We start from the raw sequence: 17127 nt of genomic DNA, 5'->3' as shown, positions 1-17127 counted from the left end.
TAAGTTTTTGTAATTTAGGAATCAAAAAAAAAGCCATGCAATCTTTTATTTCTGAAACGTTAGATGATATTTTACAAACCACAAAATCGTTTGAAAATGTTGTTTTTGTATTGCCATCTCAAAGAGCAAAAGTATTTGTAAAACAAACGTTTAAAGATAAAATTGCTGTTGGTTTTTTGCCAGAAATGCTAAACATAGAGCAGTTTATTCATCAAATATCTGGCGTGCAAAAGGCAGATAACATTCAGTTATTATTTCATTTTTATACCATTTACAAAAGCGTTGAGAAGAATCCTGATTCTTTTGATATATTTTCTACCTGGGCATTGACCGTTTTACAAGATTTTAATGAAATTGATCAGCATTTAATAAATACCAAAGAGATTTTTATTTATTTAAGAGATATTGAACGTTTGCGAAAATGGTCTGTAAAAGGTACTTTTAAGGAAACGGAATTGATAAAAGACCACTATTCCTTTTTAGAGAAACTAAACAGCTATTACACTGCTTTTTATCAGTTTTTATTGGATGAAAATATAGGATATCAGGGTTTAATGTACCGAGAAGCTTCTAAAAAAGTAGCTATCTTTTTAGAGAAAAACACCGATAAAAAATTCTTTTTTATTGGATTTAATGCCCTTAATAAAGCAGAGGAGTTATTGTTTCAGAAAGTTTTAGAACACGGAAATTCAGAAATTTATTGGGATATTGATGAAGCCTTTTTTAATTCCAATCACCAGGCTGGTAAATTTATCCGGAAATATAAAAAAGAGTGGAAGTATTATGAGAAAAACAAACTAAAATCTTTAGGAAATACATTTTCAGCGCCAAAAAAAATACAAGTTATTGGTGCTGCAAAAAACAATACTCAGATAAAATATATTGGTGAAATCTTAGAGGAACATCCTGGTTTTAAAAATACAGCGCTAGTTTTAGCAGATGAAACGTTGTTGCCAATTACGCTAAATTCGTTGCCTAAAAACATCAATGCAATTAATATTACAATGGGGTATCCTTTAAAAGATATTCCAACAACAAGTTTATTGTTTTCTATTTTTCAGTTATTCGTTTCTCAAGAAAAATTACAAAAAAGTATCATAAATGAGTATTATTATAAAGATGTAATTCGGTTTTTTAAGCACCAATCTATTTATGGGTTGATTTCTAATATTGATAATTTTACAGCAGAAATTGCAAAAGAGAATCAGACTTTTATTAGTGAAAACCTACTTGAGAAGTTTTTAGAAAATCAGACTTCAGAGGTAAAGAGGGTACTTTTAAATCTTTTTAAAACTTTCGATTCCGTATCAAATTTTATGGAGAGAATTTTAGATTTAATCAATCTTTTAAAAGAGGATGTAAATGATTTAGAAAAGGAATATTTGTTTCGTTTTTACACCGTTTTTACGCAGTTAAAAACGTTGCAAAATGAGTTTGAATATTTTACAGATTTAAAAACATTATCGCTCTTTTTTAGACAATTAATAGGTTCAGAAAGTTTGTCGTTTCAAGGAGAACCGCTAAAAGGATTGCAGTTAATGGGTATGTTAGAAACGCGTGTTCTAGATTTTGAAAACATCATTTTAGCATCTGCAAACGAAGGAGTTTTACCAGCAAGTAGTCAGCAAAATTCTTTTATTCCTTTTGATGTAAAAGTCGAATTTGGTTTGCCAACCTACAGAGAAAAAGATGCTATTTTTGCGTATCACTTTTTCCGATTAATTCAAAGAGCAAAAAACGTTTTTATACTCTACAACACAGAACATGATGTTTTTGGAAGTGGTGAAAAAAGTAGGTTCGTAACACAATTAGAAATGATGAGAGCAGATATTGTTCATAAAATTGTTTCTCCAAAAGTGGTTGCTCAAAAAACGGAATTGAAAGAAATTACCAAAAATGAGTTGGTCTTTGAACGCTTAAAAGAATTGGCAACGCAAGGCTTTTCTCCTTCCTCTTTAACTAATTATTTATACAATCCTATTGCTTTTTACAAACAGAAAATTTTACGAATAAAGGAATTTGATGACGTAGAAGAAACCGTTGCTTACAATACGTTAGGAACCGTTGTACATGAAACGTTAGATGAATTGTATAAACCTTTTATTGGTCAATTTTTAACTGCCGATGACATTTTTGGAATGGAAAAAATAGCCAATGATTTGGTGGTAAAACATTTTAAAATTCAATTTAAAAATGGCGATTTATCCACTGGTAAAAATCGTTTAATTTTTGAAGTAGCAAACAGATTTGTTACTAATTTCTTAACCCAAGAAAAGTTATTGCTAAAGGATAAAAAAAATCAGTTAAAAATTATCGCTACAGAAGAAAACTTATCCGCAGAAATAGAAATTGACGGAATTGATTTCCCTATTAAAATACATGGAAATGTAGATAGAGTTGATGAGTTAAACGGCGAAATTAGAATTATCGATTATAAATCTGGGATGGTGCAAAGCTCAGAATTAAAAGTGCTAGACTTTGAGCAATTACGAGCTAAAGAACAGTATAAAGCAATTCAGGTTTTATTATATGGCTTTTTATTTACAAAAAGTAAAAATTTCGACAACTCTAAAAACTTAAAAGCCGGAATATTTTCTTTTAAAAATTTAAATCAAGGGTTTTTAAGCATTAACTTTTCATCAAATTATAGAACTCCAGATTGTACAATTACCGAAGAAAAGTTACAAGAATTTTTAGTGGAAATAAAAGAATATATCAAAGAAATTTACAACCCTGCAATTGGTTTTATTGAGCCGCCAGATTTGAAGTATTAATTACTTCCCTTTTAAAATCAATAAAGGTACATCTGTGTAAAACTCTTCTTTTAAAACGGTATTTTTTTCCCACAATTTTTTAAAGAAACCTCTTTTACGTCTAAAAACGCACAACATATCTGGTTGATACTTTTGAAAATGTTGCAAAACTCCTTGAAAGATTGTTGCATTTTCGGTAATTGTTAAAGAAGATTTTAGTTTTTCTAAATCTTTGTTTATAACCAAATCTTCATCCGTATAGTCAGCAGTTTTTACTTGTAATAAATTTACTTCAGCATTAAACTTCTTAGCTATAAATTGTAATGGTTTTAAAGCAGTTTTACTTTTTACAATTCCAGATTTAAATGCTATTAAAATGTTTTTAACAGGGATGTATTTATATCCATCAGGAACGGTCAAAATAGGTAATTCTGAATGTTTTACAAGTTTTCCTGCGGTTTTTCCTAAAAAAATCTCTTCTTTTATAGAGTTACTTTTTGCACCAACAATTATTAAATCTATATCCATTTCTTGATCAATAGCTTCCACACTATCGACTAAAGAACCTTTTGCAGAAATTAACTTTACAGACACATTTTTTCTATCAACAGAATTTACGATTGCTCGCAAATATAAATTTGTTTCGCGTTCAATAATAGTGTTCACGTTTATCATAACACCTGCTTTCGTTTGCACACTGTATGCTCTAAAAACAAGCACATTTGCATTTACTTCCGCAGCAAAATTAATAGCATATTGTAAAGTGTTTTGTGCACTTTCTGTAGATCCAATTGGCACTAAAATGTTTTTCATGATATAATTTTATAGACGCCAAAGTTACTCATTTTTCAGAAAGTAAAGCATCCTCAACCTTTTTAGATATGTATCTTTGTTAAAAATAATATTTTTGAAAACGAACATTAGCTTTAAGCATATTAATAAATTGGCAATTCCGGCTTTAATTGCAGGTATTGCAGAACCTTTGTTATCTATTACAGACACTGCAATTATAGGTAATATCGAGCAAAATGCTACAGAAAGTTTGGCAGCAGTTGGTATTGTTGGTGCATTTATTTCTATGTTGGTTTGGGTTTTTGGACAAATTAGAAGTGCAATTTCTTCTATAATTTCTCAATATGTTGGTGCCAATAAATTGGATGAAATAAATACGTTGCCAGCTCAAGCGATCGCAATCGTAGTTTTATGCAGTTTATTAATTTTGGCAATTTCGTATCCTTTTGCAGCAGAGATTTTTCAGTTCTACAATGCATCAGGTCCCGTTTTAGAAGCGTGTATTATTTATTTTAAAATTAGAATTTTCGGATTTCCTTTTTCACTTTTTGTATTTTCTGTTTTCGGAATTTTTAGAGGCTTGCAAAACACGTTTTATCCTATGATAATAGCTATTGCAGGCGCTTTGTTAAACATCGTTTTAGATATTGTTTTTGTATACGGAATTGAGGGATTTATTCCTGCAATGAATATTGAAGGCGCGGCTTATGCAAGTGTAATTGCACAAATTACTATGGCAATAATTGCGTTGTTTTTACTAATGAAAAAAACATCGATTTCATTAAAAATAAGGTTTCCGTTTCATGCAGAAATTCCCAATTTAACGGGAATGATTGGCAACCTTTTTATTAGAACAATAGCTTTAAATACTGCGTTATATTTTGCGACTGCTTTTGCCACAGATTATGGAAAAGAATATATTGCAGCCTATACAATTGGTCTAAATCTTTGGTTGTTAGGTGCATTTATGATTGACGGATATGCTAGCGCGGGCAATATTTTAGCAGGGAAATTATTAGGAGCAAGAGAGTATAAAACATTAATTGCGCTGAGTAACAAATTGCTGAAGTATGGTCTTTTTTTGGGCGCTATCATTGTTGGCATTTCCTTTTTATTTTACAACTATATTGGTCAAGTTTTCACAAAAGATCCGTTAGTTTTAGAACAATTTTATCATGTTTTTTGGATCGTGATTTTAACTCAACCCATAAATGCTGTCACTTTTATTTTTGACGGAATGTTTAAAGGAATGGGAGAAATGAAATATTTAAGAAACGTATTAATTCTTTCTACTGGGGTTGTTTTTATACCCACACTTTTCCTCTTTGATTGGCTAGATTATAAATTAGTTGCTATTTGGATTGCTTTTACGCTTTGGATTTTAGCAAGAGGAATTCCACTAATCATTAAATTTAGAAGTAAGTTTATACCGCTTGTTAATTCTTAATTTTGATGTTGTTATCGTTTTTTAAAAATCGTATCTTGTACAACCAAAATTACTTAAATTAAAAGAGCTATTTTTATTAATTTTGTTTTTTGGAACGCTTTTTGGTACCCATAAAAAAACTAATTTTCTTGAGAATATTTAAAAATATATCACTTAGAATACGCATATTTTTGTCCATGATTTTATTGGTGCTATTGGCATCCGTTTTAATTTTAGGAGTAACAGTTTATCAATATGATGAACAAACGAAAGATTATAATATTCAGCGTTTTGAGCGGAAGGAAGCTACAACTCAAGAAACTATTGAGTTAGAATTAACTAACAAAACCTCATATTTAGTAAATACAGAGAATTTATCAAAAATATTTCAAGAACGTATTTATGAAATTTCATCAATCAATAAATTAAATATATCCATTTTTGATTTGTTTGGAAATTTAATGGTTTCCTCTAAAACAAATGCTTTTGAAGACACCAAGATAGAACCTCTAAGTCATGTTGTTTTAAATGAATTGTCCCAAAATTCAAACCATAAAATACTAAAAAGTAGAGAAGATGACGGTGTTGGGTATCAAACTTCATACTCGTATATAAATGATCCTAAGTTTAAAAGAATTGGCATTTTGGAATTGCAATTTACCCAAGACAATTCTGAAATAGAAGACGAATTAACCGAGTTTATGTACCGATTAGGTTTGGTGTATTTACTGATGTTTATTATTGCAATTGCTTTGGCTTATTTATTATCGAGTTATATTACAAGATCCATACAAACGATTTCTGATAAAATGCAACAAACCCGTTTAAATGAACGGAATGAAAAAATAATTTTAAATGCAGCAAGTTCGGAAATTAAGATTTTAGTGGAAGCTTATAATAATATGATTGATCAACTTGAAGAAAGTGCAGTAAAATTAGCAAAAAGCGAACGAGAACAAGCTTGGCGAGAAATGGCAAAACAAGTGGCACATGAAATTAAAAATCCGCTAACGCCCATGCGTTTATCAGTGCAAAGTTTTGAGCGAAAGTTTAACCCGGAGGATAAAGATATTAGAGAAAAATTAGCAGAATACAGTAAAACATTAATTCAACAAATAGATGTAATGAGCTCTATTGCTTCTGCTTTTTCTAATTTCGCGAAAATGCCAACTCAAAAAAGAGAAAAAATTGAAGTAATTAGTGTCGTAAAATTGGCTTTAGAAATTTTTAACGAAGATTTTATTAGCTACAGTTCAAAACAGAAAGAGTTATATGCTAATTTGGATAAAACCCAATTAATTAGAATTGTAACAAATTTGATTAAAAATGCGATGCAAGCATGCGAAAATGAAGAAAAACCAATAATTGACGTTGTTGTTTTATCAGAAAAAAATAATGTGAAAATTACGGTCACCGATAATGGAAAAGGAATTCCTGAGAAAGTAAAAGAGTTAATTTTTGAGCCAAAATTTACTACAAAATCAAGTGGAATGGGGCTTGGTTTGGCAATGATTAAAAATATTATAGAAGCTTACGACGGAACAATTTCTTTTACATCTGAAGTAGGAATTGGAACCGTTTTTACGGTAATATTACCAAAAATATAAAAATAATAACCTTGTATCTTAAATTATAGATTATGAAATTTGATAACATTTTAGTAGTAAAAAACAACAAAATTGCACAAGTAACAATCAATAGACCTAATAAATTAAACGCCTTAAATAGCGCAACAATTCATGAATTAAGTGACGCTTTTGAAGACTTGGAAGATGACGAAGATGTAAACGTAATTGTACTTACAGGAAGCGGAGATAAAGCCTTTGTTGCAGGTGCAGATATTTCTGAATTCGCACATTTTTCTGTTGATGAAGGTGGAGGTTTAGCTCGAAAGGGACAGGAAATGTTGTTTAATTTGATAGAAAATTTATCAACGCCTGTAATTGCCGCAATTAATGGTTTTGCTTTGGGTGGTGGTTTAGAATTAGCAATGGCTTGTCATTTTAGAATTGCATCGGACAATGCAAAAATGGGTTTACCAGAAGTTTCGCTAGGGGTAATTCCTGGTTATGGCGGTACACAACGTTTGCCGCAATTAGTGGGAAAAGGAAAAGCAATGGAAATGATTATGACAGCAACTATGATTCCTGCTAATGAAGCTCTCAACTGTGGTTTGGTAAATCATGTTACGACTCAAGAAGAATTATTGCCATTTGCAGAAAAAATTGCTGGTAAAATTATGCGAAATTCATCTGTAGCAATTTCTGCTGCAATTAGAGCTGTAAACGCAAATTTTGAGGATGGTGTTAATGGTTTTGATATAGAAATTGAAGAGTTTGGTGAATGTTTTGGCACCAATGATTTTAAAGAAGGGACTGCTGCTTTTTTAGAAAAAAGAAAGCCTAATTTCCTAGGAGCATAAGTGGGGATTTTAAAAAATACGAATAAAAAAAACGAGCCAATTAAGGCTCGTTTTGCGTTAAATTATTAATTTAACTTAAATAATCATCTAAAACTATTCTTTAAATTTTAAATTCATTACTGTAACTTTCATCATCACAATACACAATAACTTTATAGTCTCCTTTTAATTCTTTATCCAAACGGTAAACTCGTTTTAACATAAGTTCACCTTTTAGGGTTTCAGAATAAATAACTTCATCCTTATAGAATAAAGTAATTCTTACAGGTTTTTTATCAAAATTCACTTTAGAAATTAAAACCAAGTTTTCTTTATTTCTGATAACTGGTTTAAAAATTATTTTTTCAGAATCTTTAATAAAAGACACATTATTGTCTTTAATCAAAAGAGATTTAATAACAATTTTAAATTCTTTATGTAATTCAATGGTGTACACTCCGTTATTTAAAGGTGATAAATCAAAAAATTTGATTAATTCTCCTTGGCTAGAAACAGTTTCAGAATGAAGTTGAAATCCATTTTTGTCTTTAACAGATAATAGCTGTCCTTTTTTAACATCCTTAAATACCACTTTTACTTTTTTGGCATCTATAGTTTTGTTAAACTCTTTTTCATTGTTTGCGTAGTTAAATAATGTTCCTAACATAAATACTACTACTAATACTCTTCTTTTAATTGTTTTCATATTATGAAGTTTTTACTAATTTATACTGCAAATTTAAGTCAGTAGTTTTGTTTAAAAAACATCATAATTGGTACATTTGTGTCTTATTTTAACTGTAAATTTAATGTTAAATCTATTTAAGGTTAAAATAACACATAATTAAGATAATTTTATATAGATAATCATTTTGTTCTTTTGTATTTTTGCAGAATATATGATACAGACAAAACCTACTCTCGAAAAGATAACTCCAAATTTTGGTAGTTCTTTGTTAGTTAAAAAACATGAAGAGTTTTTAAAAACGAATGTTCCTTTTTGGCATTTTCATCCAGAAATAGAATTGGTGTATGTTAATAAAGGAAAAGGGAAACGACATATAGGCAATCATATTAGTTACTTTAATAATAGTCAATTAGTTTTAATAGGCTCCAATTTACCACATGTTGGTTATATAGATCGCTTAACTACAAATGGTTCTGAAACTTTAATACAATTTAAGCCAGATTTTTTAGGAAGCGAATTTTTTAAGATTCCAGAAATGATTGCGGTGGAAGCACTCTTTGAACGGGCAAAAAAAGGAATTCGATTTAATATTGAAATTAAGCAAAGAATAGGAGCTAAAATTGAGGCCTTGGTAGCATTAGATGGTGTTCAGAGAATTACCTCTTTTTTAGAAATATTAAATGATTTAGCAACTACAGACGATTATACCTTGTTAAATGCTAATGGATTTGCTTTTGAAACCATACCGCAAGACAGTAATAAAATAGAAGTTATATACAATCACATTAATGAACATTTTAGAGAGCATATAAGTTTAGATGAAATTTCTAGTTTGGTTAGTATGACTGTTCCTGCTTTTTGTAGATATTTTAAGAAATCTACAGGAAAAACATTTACAAAATTGGTAAATGAATATAGAGTGGTGCATGCAACTAAATTATTAGCGGAAAGTAATTTAACGATTACGGATGTAAGTTTTGAATGCGGATTTAATAATTTTTCTCATTTTAACAAACTATTTAAAAACTTTACAGGTAAAAGTGCTTCAAAATATAGGAGTGAAATGAAAAATTTAATTCAGTAAAAACAGATGAAAAGTAAAATAGATAAAGCAATTGAATACTATATTTTTAAAAGTGAAGAAATTATAAATTTTATAAACTCTAATTCTAATTTAACTGTTGAGCAAATAATTGAAAAAGGGGAAGAGTTAGCAGTTTTAGAATCTAAAATTACCGCCCTAGAAGTAGCCAAAGTAAGTTAGAGTTTACTTTACAGGTAATTAGAATCAAGTCTTGGTTTCGGTTTCTAAAAGCGAAGCGGTTTGGTGTCTTTTATCTAATGAAAGAGGAATTTAAAAAGGAAAATTATTGTTCACCATTCCATTCATTATAAAACTGTTGCAGATATGTTTCCATAAAAGTGTGTCTTTCTAATGCAATTTTTTTTCCAGTTTTGGTATTCATTTTATCCTTTAAAAGCAACAATTTTTCATAAAAATGATTAATAGTTGGCGCATCAGATTTTTTATATTGCTCTTTTGTCATCTCTAAATTTGGTAAAATTTCAGGATCGTACAAACTCCTGTTTTTAAAGCCTCCATAATTAAAACAACGCGCAATACCAATAGCACCAATTGCATCTAACCGGTCTGCATCTTGCACAACTTCTAATTCTTTTGAAGTAAATTTTTTACCCGTTTTAGATAATGAGTTTTTAAAAGAAATATATTTTATAATATTAATTACATGGGTAATTGTTTTGGGATCAACGTTCTCTTTTTTAAGAAATTCAGCAGCTATTTTAGGCCCAATAGTTTCATCGCCATTATGAAATTTTGGATCTGCAATATCATGTAATAAAGCCCCTAAAGAAACTGTAAAAATATCTACTTTTTCATCCTTAGATATTAAAATAGTATTTTTAAAAACGCGTTCAATATGAAACCAATCATGTCCGCCTTCTGCATTCTTTAATTCGGTTTTAACAAACTCGATCGTGTTTTGAATAATTTTTTCTTGATTCATATTATTTTCTTGTAGCAAGTTCTTTATTAATGTTTTTTATTTCAAAAAGCATTACAAATAACATTGGAGCAAAAAATAAAGGTAAAAATGTTTTAAAAGAAAGTCCATTTTCTATGGTGGAAAAGACTGCAAAAATAACCATTAAAAAAAGCAGAACTCCTTGAATAATTAATATTGTTTTTTGTTTCTTCAATTTTTTAGAAAGTTCTTCTTTTGAATACGTTGATAATAGTGATGCCATGTTTTCGGGTTTCTTAAAAATAATAAATCCACGTGTAAAAACGTGGATTTATTGTTGTTTCTTGATTCTAAAGAATGGTACTATAAAAAATATTAACAGTGCTCGTTATAAGCCGCAGCAAGATTTTGTGCAATCATTTGCGCAGATCTACCTTCTATATGATGGCGCTCTAACATATGCACTAAACTGCCATCTTTAAACAATGCAATTGCGGGTGATGACGCCGGAAAAGGAATCATAAATTCTCTTGCTTTTTGAGTAGATTCTTTTTCTACGCCAGCAAAAACAGTTGTTAAGTTTGTAGGCACTTTATCTGCACCTAAAGAAGCAATTGCTCCTGGTCTTGCAGTACCGGCTGCACAACCGCAGACAGAGTTTACCATTACTAAAGTTGTTCCTTTTTTTGCTATGGCTTGCTCTACTTCTTCACTCGTATATAATGCTTTAAAACCTGCGTTGATTAATTCATCGCGCATTGGTTTTACTAATTCTTCTGGATACATAATTATTAATTTTGGAATACAAAGATAAAAATAAATTAAGCAAATTGCAAGCTGAAAAATTAATTGTTATACAATAGTCACATCAATAAAATTGATATTTTATTTTAAAACACTCCTATTTTCTTATATTTGGGGTTAATTTTTTATAAATTTTATGGGTAGTTTTACAAAATGGTTAGGTGCAGGTTTAGGTTTTACGCTTGGAGGCCCAATAGGAGCAGCAATTGGTTTTGCAGTTGGTAGCTTTGTTGACGGGTTTTCTGAAGAAGATTTAAATGGTGAGCAAAAAGAATATCAAAGAAGAGTTGGTCAAAACAGCGAAAATTTAAACACAAATTCTGGAGATTTTGAAATGAGTCTTTTGGTGTTGGCATCGATCGTTATAAAATCTGATGGAAAAGTAGATCAAAGAGAATTAGACTTTGTTCGAAGCCAATTTGTGAAAATGTATGGCAAAGAAAGAGCAAATAGCGCTTTTAAACTTTTTAAAGGAATTATAAAAAAAGAAGTTTCTGCGCGTCAAGTTTGTATGCAAATTAGAGCGCACATGCCGCATTCTTCCCGTTTACAATTGCTGCATTTTTTATTCGGTATCGCTAAAGCGGATGGAGCTGTACTTCCATCAGAAATAGAAGAAATTAAAAAAATTGCAGGCTATTTATACATCAATCAAAATGATTTTGAGTCGATTAAAGCGATGTTTTATGATGAATCTGATGCAGCGTACAAAATTTTAGAGGTTACAAAAGAGGCTACAAGTGATGAAGTTAAAAAAGCATACCGTGTAATGGCTAAAAAATACCATCCAGATAAACTACAAAATTTAGGGCCAGAGCACATAAACGGAGCGCAAGAAAAATTTCAAAGTATACAGTCTGCGTATGAAAAAATAAAAAATGAACGTGGAATGTAAATAGCCTTTTAAGGCTTAAAATAACTGAGAACTAAAGTTGAGACTTCAATTTTCTATAACTTTTAGCCTTTTCAACTTTGCTAGTTTCAACTGTCTTAAATTCCTAGAAATTCAGTAATTTCGCAATCTTATTAGAAAAGATAGAAAATGAGCGCGAAATTTCCTGAGTATAAAGGTCTTGACTTACCAAAAGTAGCAGAAGAAATTCTAAACTATTGGCAAGAGAATAACATATTTGAAAAAAGTGTAACCACAAGAGAAGGTGCAGAGCCTTATGTTTTTTTTGAAGGACCTCCTTCAGCAAACGGACTTCCCGGAGTTCACCATGTTTTAGCGCGCGCTATTAAAGATATTTTTCCACGTTATAAAACCATGAAAGGGTACCAAGTAAAGCGAAAAGCTGGTTGGGATACGCATGGTTTACCAATAGAATTAGGGGTAGAAAAAGAATTAGGAATTACCAAAGAAGATATTGGTACAGATAAAATTTCTGTAGAAGATTACAACGCAGCGTGTAGAAAAGCAGTAATGCGGTACACGGATATTTGGAACGATTTAACCCAGAAAATGGGTTATTGGGTAGATATGGAAGATCCGTATATTACTTATGAGCCAAAATACATGGAGACTGTTTGGTGGCTTTTGAAAGAAATTTATAACAAAAAATTAATTTACAAGGGGTATACAATTCAGCCATATTCACCAAAAGCAGGTACGGGTTTAAGTTCGCACGAATTAAATCAGCCAGGAACGTATCAAGATGTAACCGATACAACGGTTGTGGCACAGTTTAAAGCGATAGAAAAAACACTTCCAGCCTTTTTGCAAAATGAAGGAACTATTTATTTCATCGCTTGGACAACAACTCCTTGGACTTTGCCATCTAACACTGCATTAACGGTTGGCCCTAAAATAGAATATGTTTTAGTAGATACGTTTAATCAATATACATTTGAACCAATAAAAGTAATTTTAGCTAAAAAGTTAGTTGGAAAACAATTTGGAGGTAAAAACAGTTTTCAAGTTGAAACTTCAGAGGCATTAAGTTCTTACAATTCGGGGGATAAGAAAATCCCTTTTTATGTAATTAAAGAATTTATTGGTAAAGATTTAGTGAATAGTAAGTACGAGCAATTATTAGATTATTGTCTTCCAAACGACAATCCACAGGATGCTTTTAGAGTAATTGCTGGTGATTTTGTAACGACAGAAGACGGAACAGGAATTGTACACACGGCGCCAACTTTTGGGGCAGATGATGCAATTGTTGCAAAACAAGCGGTGCCAGAAATTCCGCCAATGTTGGTAATAGACGAGAATGATAATTTAGTTCCGTTGGTTAATTTACAAGGAAAATTTAGATCAGAAGTAAACGATCCTATTTACGGTTTTGCAGGAGAATATGTAAAATCAGAATATTTAGATGAAGCTGATTTTGAAGTAGAATTAAAAAATCAGCAAAAAAATTTAACGGAGGTTTTAAAAAATCAAGATAAATATTTATCTGTTGATGAAAGACTTGGGTTAAAACTTAAAAATGAAAACAAGGCTTTTAAAGTCGAAAAATACAAGCACAGTTACCCAAACTGTTGGCGAACTGATAAACCTATTTTATATTATCCGTTAGATTCTTGGTTTATTAAAGTTACGGATGTAAAAGATAGAATGCACGCCTTAAACAAAACCATTAACTGGAAACCTGAATCTACAGGAACTGGACGTTTTGGAAATTGGTTGGCAAATGCAAACGATTGGAACTTATCGCGATCTAGATATTGGGGAATTCCGTTACCTATCTGGAGAACAGAAGACGGTAAAGAAGAAATTTGTGTGGGTTCTGTTAAAGAATTGAAGCAAGAAATGGCAAAAGCGGTAGAAGCTGGAGTTTTAGCAAAAGATATTTTTGAAGACTTTGAGGTTGGAAATATGTCTGAAGAAAACTATGCGAAAATAGATTTACATAAAAATATTGTTGATAAAATTGTGTTAGTTTCGCCATCAGGACAACCAATGAATCGTGAAAACGATTTAATTGATGTTTGGTTCGATTCGGGCTCTATGCCTTATGCACAATGGCATTACCCGTTTGAAAACAAACAAAAAATTGACGAAAATGAATCTTTTCCTGCAGATTTTATTGCAGAAGGCGTAGATCAAACAAGAGGTTGGTTTTATACTTTGCACGCAATTGCAACGATGGTTTTTGATTCTGTTGCCTACAAAAACGTAGTTTCTAACGGGTTGGTTTTAGACAAAAACGGACATAAAATGTCTAAACGTTTAGGAAATGCAACAGATCCGTTTACAACATTAGCAACGTATGGAGCAGATGCAACACGTTGGTATATGATTTCAAACGCAAACCCTTGGGATAATTTAAAATTTGATTTAGACGGAATTGAAGAAGTAAAACGTAAGTTTTTCGGAACTTTATATAATACGTATTCGTTCTTTACTTTATATACAAATATTGACGGTTTTGCTTATGAAGAAGCAGATATTCCGTTAGAAAAAAGACCAGAAATAGACCGTTGGATTTTATCAGAATTACACACTTTAATTAATAAAGTAGATAAATTCTATGAAGAATATGAACCTACGAGAGCTGCGAGAGCAATATCAGATTTTACACAAGATTATTTAAGTAACTGGTATGTACGTTTAAGTAGAAGACGTTTTTGGAAAGGAGATTATCAAACAGATAAAATTTCTGCGTATCAAACATTATATACCTGTATGATTACGATTGCAAAATTAGGTTCGCCAATTGCACCTTTCTTTATGGACAGATTGTATCAAGATTTAAATTCTGTAACTGGTAAAGAAATATCAGAAAGTATTCATTTATCAGATTTTCCTGTTTTTGATGAACGCTTTGTTGATAAATCTTTAGAACGTAAAATGGAAAGTGCACAAACCATCTCTTCTTTGGTACTTTCATTAAGAGCGAAAGAAAAGATAAAAGTGCGTCAGCCATTGCAAAAAATTATGATTCCGGTTGATAATGCGCAACAAAAGGAAGAGATTTTAGCAGTTGCTAACCTTATTAAACACGAAGTTAATATTAAAGAAATTCAATTATTAGAAGATGCTTCAGATATCTTAATCAAACAAATTAAGCCTAATTTTAAAACATTAGGCCCAAAATTTGGTAAAGATATGCGTTCGATAGCAGCAGCAGTTGGTACTTTCTCAAAAGAAGATATTAACAAAATTGAAAAAATTGGTAACATTATTCTTGACATTAATGGAAAAAATATTACTTTGGATCTCTCAGATGTAGAGATATCATCCAAAGATATAGAAGGTTGGTTAGTTGCAAACGAAGGTGCGTTAACAGTGGCTTTAGATGTCACGATAACAGAAGATTTACGCAAAGAAGGTGTGGCAAGAGAATTGGTAAATAGAATTCAGAATGCACGTAAAGACAACGGTTTAGAAGTAACAGATAAGATTAAATTAACAATCTTAAACAATCAAAACTTACAACAATCTATTACGGATAATAAAGACTATATTATGAGTGAAACATTAACCAAAGAATTGGTTTTTGTTGATGAATTAAAAGATGGTATAGAAATAGAATTTGATACCATAATAAGTAAAATATTAATTGAAAAAGCCTAAGAAAATGTCAGATGTTAAATTAAAATACTCGGAATTAGATCTACAAGAGTTTAAAGAAATTATAAATAAGAAAATTGCTAGAGCAAAAGAAGATTTAGATTTGTTAGAACGCGCTTACAAAAACAATTCAGATAATGGTACAGATGATACATCGCCATCATTTAAATCTTTTGATGAAGGTTCAGAGGTAATGAACAAAGAATCAAATGTGCAGTTAGCAATTAGACAAGAAAAGTTTATAAGAGACTTAAAAAACGCGTTAATTCGTATAGAAAACAAAACGTATGGAGTTTGCAGAGTTACTGGTAAATTAATACAAAAAGAACGCTTAAAGTTAGTGCCTCATGCTACTTTAAGTATTGATGCAAAAAGAGCTCAGTAAAAACAGTTCAACTAAAATTTATAAAGCTTTCTTAACCGGAAGCTTTTTTTTTTATGAAAAAAATAATTTTATTATCCCTTTTAATCTTTTCAACGGTACTTTTTTCTCAGAAAAAAGTTATAAAAAAGTTTGAAACTAATTTACAAGAAATTGAAATATCAACGATTGGGTTAGACGATTTTGTGCTTGAAAATTCAACTTCAGATTTTATTGAAATCACCTTGTTTGCAGAAAACCCTAATGAACAACATATTCTTTTAAATACGGGAAACAATGTTGTTCAGATTGCATTTATAATTGAAGAATTACAAACCAAAGAAACAATTTTCAGAAAATTTATTACCAAAAGACTACAAAGAGCATCCGCCGTTATAAAAATTCCTAAAGGGAAAAAAGCAACTATTTTTGGAGAAAATATTAATATCGAATCTAAAAGTTATGAAGGGAATTTAGCTATTTTTATTGATGAGGGAATTTTAAAGTTCAATGAAGTTATGGCAGAAACGGCTATAAAACTATATGAAGGAAGTATTTATGCAACACTTAAAAACGCAAAAATTGAGGTAACTTCTAAGCTTGGAAAAATACAAATTAATGATATTTTGTATGAAAAAATATATCAAAATAAATCAGAAAAAAACCAGAAAACCTTTACGGTAACAAGCTTAAAAGCTAATATTTATTTAACTACCCAAAAAACACAATAATAGTCTTATTTTTGTGAGCACAAATTCTATAAAAATGTCTAAAAAGAACATCGCAATTCTTACTATTTTATTTACAATTATTTTAGATCAAGTTATTAAAATATATATAAAAACAAACTTTGTTTTAGGCGAAGAAGTGGTGGTTTTCGATTGGTTTAAAATCCATTTTGTAGAAAACAACGGAATGGCAATGGGTTTTGAGTTTGGCGGAAAAGCAGGAAAACTTTTTTTAACTGTTTTTAGATTGGTTGCAGTATCAGCAATTATGTATTGGTTAATTGGCAACATAAAAACGAAAGTGCACAATGCAGTGATTATTGCTATTTCGTTAATTTTTTCTGGTGCCGTTGGTAACATTATAGATTCTGTTTTTTACGGAGCAATTTTTGACGATTCTACCAATAAAGTGGCAACGCTTTTTGCAGATCAACCTTACGGAAGTATTTTTCACGGTAAAGTGGTAGACATGTTTTATTTTCCTATTTGGAGTGGAGATTTACCAAGCTGGATTCCTTTTATTGGAGGTGAACCATATACTTTTTTCCAATATATTTTTAATCCTGCGGATGCCTATATTAGTGTAGGTGTAGCATTACTTTTTATTTTTAGCAAACAAGCTTTTCCAAAGGAAGAGAAGAAAGTACAGGAGTAAAGACCGTTGCAAGGA

16 protein-coding genes are annotated in these 17127 nt (G+C 30.5%); 11 read left to right on the top strand and 5 right to left on the bottom strand.

What is annotated here, in order from left to right:
- The first annotated feature begins 35 nt into the window (after positions 1-35).
- Positions 36-2774, top strand: a complete 2739-nt coding sequence (locus BST83_RS15895; RefSeq protein WP_104810631.1) for a PD-(D/E)XK nuclease family protein — start codon at positions 36-38, stop codon at positions 2772-2774.
- Here the strand turns inward: BST83_RS15895 and BST83_RS15890 are convergent, their stop codons facing one another.
- Positions 2775-3566, bottom strand: a complete 792-nt coding sequence (locus tag BST83_RS15890; RefSeq protein WP_104810630.1) for a universal stress protein — start codon at positions 3564-3566, stop codon at positions 2775-2777.
- Positions 3567-3660: 94 nt separating this feature from the next.
- Between BST83_RS15890 and BST83_RS15885 the strand changes: the two genes are divergently transcribed.
- The 3 genes from BST83_RS15885 (at position 3661) to BST83_RS15875 (ending at position 7393) form a co-directional block, all read left to right on the top strand.
- Entirely contained in the window at positions 3661-4992 is a 1332-nt protein-coding gene (locus BST83_RS15885; protein WP_104810629.1) for an MATE family efflux transporter, read from the top strand.
- A gap of 176 nt (positions 4993-5168) precedes the next feature.
- Positions 5169-6578 carry a sensor histidine kinase gene (locus BST83_RS15880; protein WP_104810628.1) on the top strand — a complete coding sequence of 470 codons (1410 nt, stop codon included), beginning with the start codon at positions 5169-5171 and terminating at the stop codon, positions 6576-6578.
- A 32-nt stretch (positions 6579-6610) separates the two neighbouring features.
- Positions 6611-7393 carry an enoyl-CoA hydratase/isomerase family protein gene (locus BST83_RS15875; protein WP_104810627.1) on the top strand — a complete coding sequence of 261 codons (783 nt, stop codon included), beginning with the start codon at positions 6611-6613 and terminating at the stop codon, positions 7391-7393.
- A 100-nt stretch (positions 7394-7493) separates the two neighbouring features.
- Here the strand turns inward: BST83_RS15875 and BST83_RS15870 are convergent, their stop codons facing one another.
- The gene (locus tag BST83_RS15870) at positions 7494-8078 is read right to left on the bottom strand and encodes a hypothetical protein (RefSeq protein ID WP_104810626.1); all 585 of its coding nucleotides are present in this window, start codon (positions 8076-8078) and stop codon (positions 7494-7496) included.
- Between the two features lie 193 nt (positions 8079-8271).
- Here BST83_RS15870 and BST83_RS15865 point away from each other — a divergent pair, with 193 nt between their 5' ends.
- Both BST83_RS15865 and BST83_RS19955 read left to right on the top strand, forming a co-directional pair.
- Positions 8272-9144 carry an AraC family transcriptional regulator gene (locus tag BST83_RS15865; RefSeq protein WP_104810625.1) on the top strand — a complete coding sequence of 291 codons (873 nt, stop codon included), beginning with the start codon at positions 8272-8274 and terminating at the stop codon, positions 9142-9144.
- Between the two features lie 6 nt (positions 9145-9150).
- Entirely contained in the window at positions 9151-9324 is a 174-nt protein-coding gene (locus BST83_RS19955; protein ID WP_170062801.1) for a hypothetical protein, read from the top strand.
- Positions 9325-9427: 103 nt separating this feature from the next.
- Here the strand turns inward: BST83_RS19955 and BST83_RS15860 are convergent, their stop codons facing one another.
- From BST83_RS15860 to BST83_RS15850, 3 genes are all read right to left on the bottom strand, one after another.
- Entirely contained in the window at positions 9428-10087 is a 660-nt protein-coding gene (locus BST83_RS15860; protein WP_104810913.1) for an HD domain-containing protein, read from the bottom strand.
- 1 nt (position 10088) lies between these two features.
- Complete coding sequence (locus BST83_RS15855) at positions 10089-10328, bottom strand: hypothetical protein (protein ID WP_104810624.1); 240 nt, start codon at positions 10326-10328, stop codon at positions 10089-10091.
- 92 nt (positions 10329-10420) lie between these two features.
- Positions 10421-10831, bottom strand: coding sequence for a BrxA/BrxB family bacilliredoxin (locus tag BST83_RS15850; protein WP_104810623.1), 411 nt, complete (start codon positions 10829-10831; stop codon positions 10421-10423).
- Between the two features lie 154 nt (positions 10832-10985).
- Here BST83_RS15850 and BST83_RS15845 point away from each other — a divergent pair, with 154 nt between their 5' ends.
- From BST83_RS15845 to BST83_RS15825, 5 genes are all read left to right on the top strand, one after another.
- Positions 10986-11744: a TerB family tellurite resistance protein gene (locus BST83_RS15845; RefSeq protein ID WP_104810622.1), complete on the top strand. Its 759-nt coding sequence runs from the start codon at positions 10986-10988 to the stop codon at positions 11742-11744.
- A gap of 147 nt (positions 11745-11891) precedes the next feature.
- Positions 11892-15371 (top strand): isoleucine--tRNA ligase, encoded by a 3480-nt coding sequence (gene ileS, locus BST83_RS15840; RefSeq protein WP_104810621.1) that lies wholly within the window; start codon positions 11892-11894, stop codon positions 15369-15371.
- A gap of 4 nt (positions 15372-15375) precedes the next feature.
- Positions 15376-15753: a TraR/DksA family transcriptional regulator gene (locus BST83_RS15835; RefSeq protein ID WP_104810912.1), complete on the top strand. Its 378-nt coding sequence runs from the start codon at positions 15376-15378 to the stop codon at positions 15751-15753.
- 53 nt (positions 15754-15806) lie between these two features.
- A complete protein-coding gene (locus BST83_RS15830; RefSeq protein ID WP_104810620.1) occupies positions 15807-16460 on the top strand; it encodes a hypothetical protein in 654 nt (217 codons plus the stop codon).
- A gap of 34 nt (positions 16461-16494) precedes the next feature.
- A complete protein-coding gene (locus BST83_RS15825) occupies positions 16495-17112 on the top strand; it encodes a lipoprotein signal peptidase (protein WP_104810619.1) in 618 nt (205 codons plus the stop codon).
- The last annotated feature ends 15 nt before the right edge of the window (positions 17113-17127 follow it).

Source organism: Polaribacter filamentus, from assembly GCF_002943715.1.
GTDB classification, from domain to species: Bacteria; Bacteroidota; Bacteroidia; order Flavobacteriales; family Flavobacteriaceae; genus Polaribacter; species Polaribacter filamentus.
This window is presented reverse-complemented; position numbering and strand designations above follow the sequence as displayed.

Bases quoted from the DNA above. Each gene is read 5' to 3' on its own strand.
- ileS (WP_104810621.1), top strand. From the start codon at position 11,892: ATGAGCGCGAAATTTCCTGAGTATAAAGGTCTTGACTTACCAAAAGTA.
- BST83_RS15825 (WP_104810619.1), top strand. From the start codon at position 16,495: ATGTCTAAAAAGAACATCGCAATTCTTACTATTTTATTTACAATTATT.
- BST83_RS15895 (WP_104810631.1), top strand. From the start codon at position 36: ATGCAATCTTTTATTTCTGAAACGTTAGATGATATTTTACAAACCACA.
- BST83_RS15830 (WP_104810620.1), top strand. From the start codon at position 15,807: ATGAAAAAAATAATTTTATTATCCCTTTTAATCTTTTCAACGGTACTT.
- BST83_RS15875 (WP_104810627.1), top strand. From the start codon at position 6,611: ATGAAATTTGATAACATTTTAGTAGTAAAAAACAACAAAATTGCACAA.
- BST83_RS15855 (WP_104810624.1), bottom strand. From the start codon at position 10,328: ATGGCATCACTATTATCAACGTATTCAAAAGAAGAACTTTCTAAAAAA.
- BST83_RS15870 (WP_104810626.1), bottom strand. From the start codon at position 8,078: ATGAAAACAATTAAAAGAAGAGTATTAGTAGTAGTATTTATGTTAGGA.
- BST83_RS15865 (WP_104810625.1), top strand. From the start codon at position 8,272: ATGATACAGACAAAACCTACTCTCGAAAAGATAACTCCAAATTTTGGT.
- BST83_RS15850 (WP_104810623.1), bottom strand. From the start codon at position 10,831: ATGTATCCAGAAGAATTAGTAAAACCAATGCGCGATGAATTAATCAAC.
- BST83_RS15880 (WP_104810628.1), top strand. From the start codon at position 5,169: ATGATTTTATTGGTGCTATTGGCATCCGTTTTAATTTTAGGAGTAACA.
- BST83_RS15835 (WP_104810912.1), top strand. From the start codon at position 15,376: ATGTCAGATGTTAAATTAAAATACTCGGAATTAGATCTACAAGAGTTT.
- BST83_RS15860 (WP_104810913.1), bottom strand. From the start codon at position 10,087: ATGAATCAAGAAAAAATTATTCAAAACACGATCGAGTTTGTTAAAACC.
- BST83_RS15845 (WP_104810622.1), top strand. From the start codon at position 10,986: ATGGGTAGTTTTACAAAATGGTTAGGTGCAGGTTTAGGTTTTACGCTT.
- BST83_RS19955 (WP_170062801.1), top strand. From the start codon at position 9,151: ATGAAAAGTAAAATAGATAAAGCAATTGAATACTATATTTTTAAAAGT.
- BST83_RS15890 (WP_104810630.1), bottom strand. From the start codon at position 3,566: ATGAAAAACATTTTAGTGCCAATTGGATCTACAGAAAGTGCACAAAAC.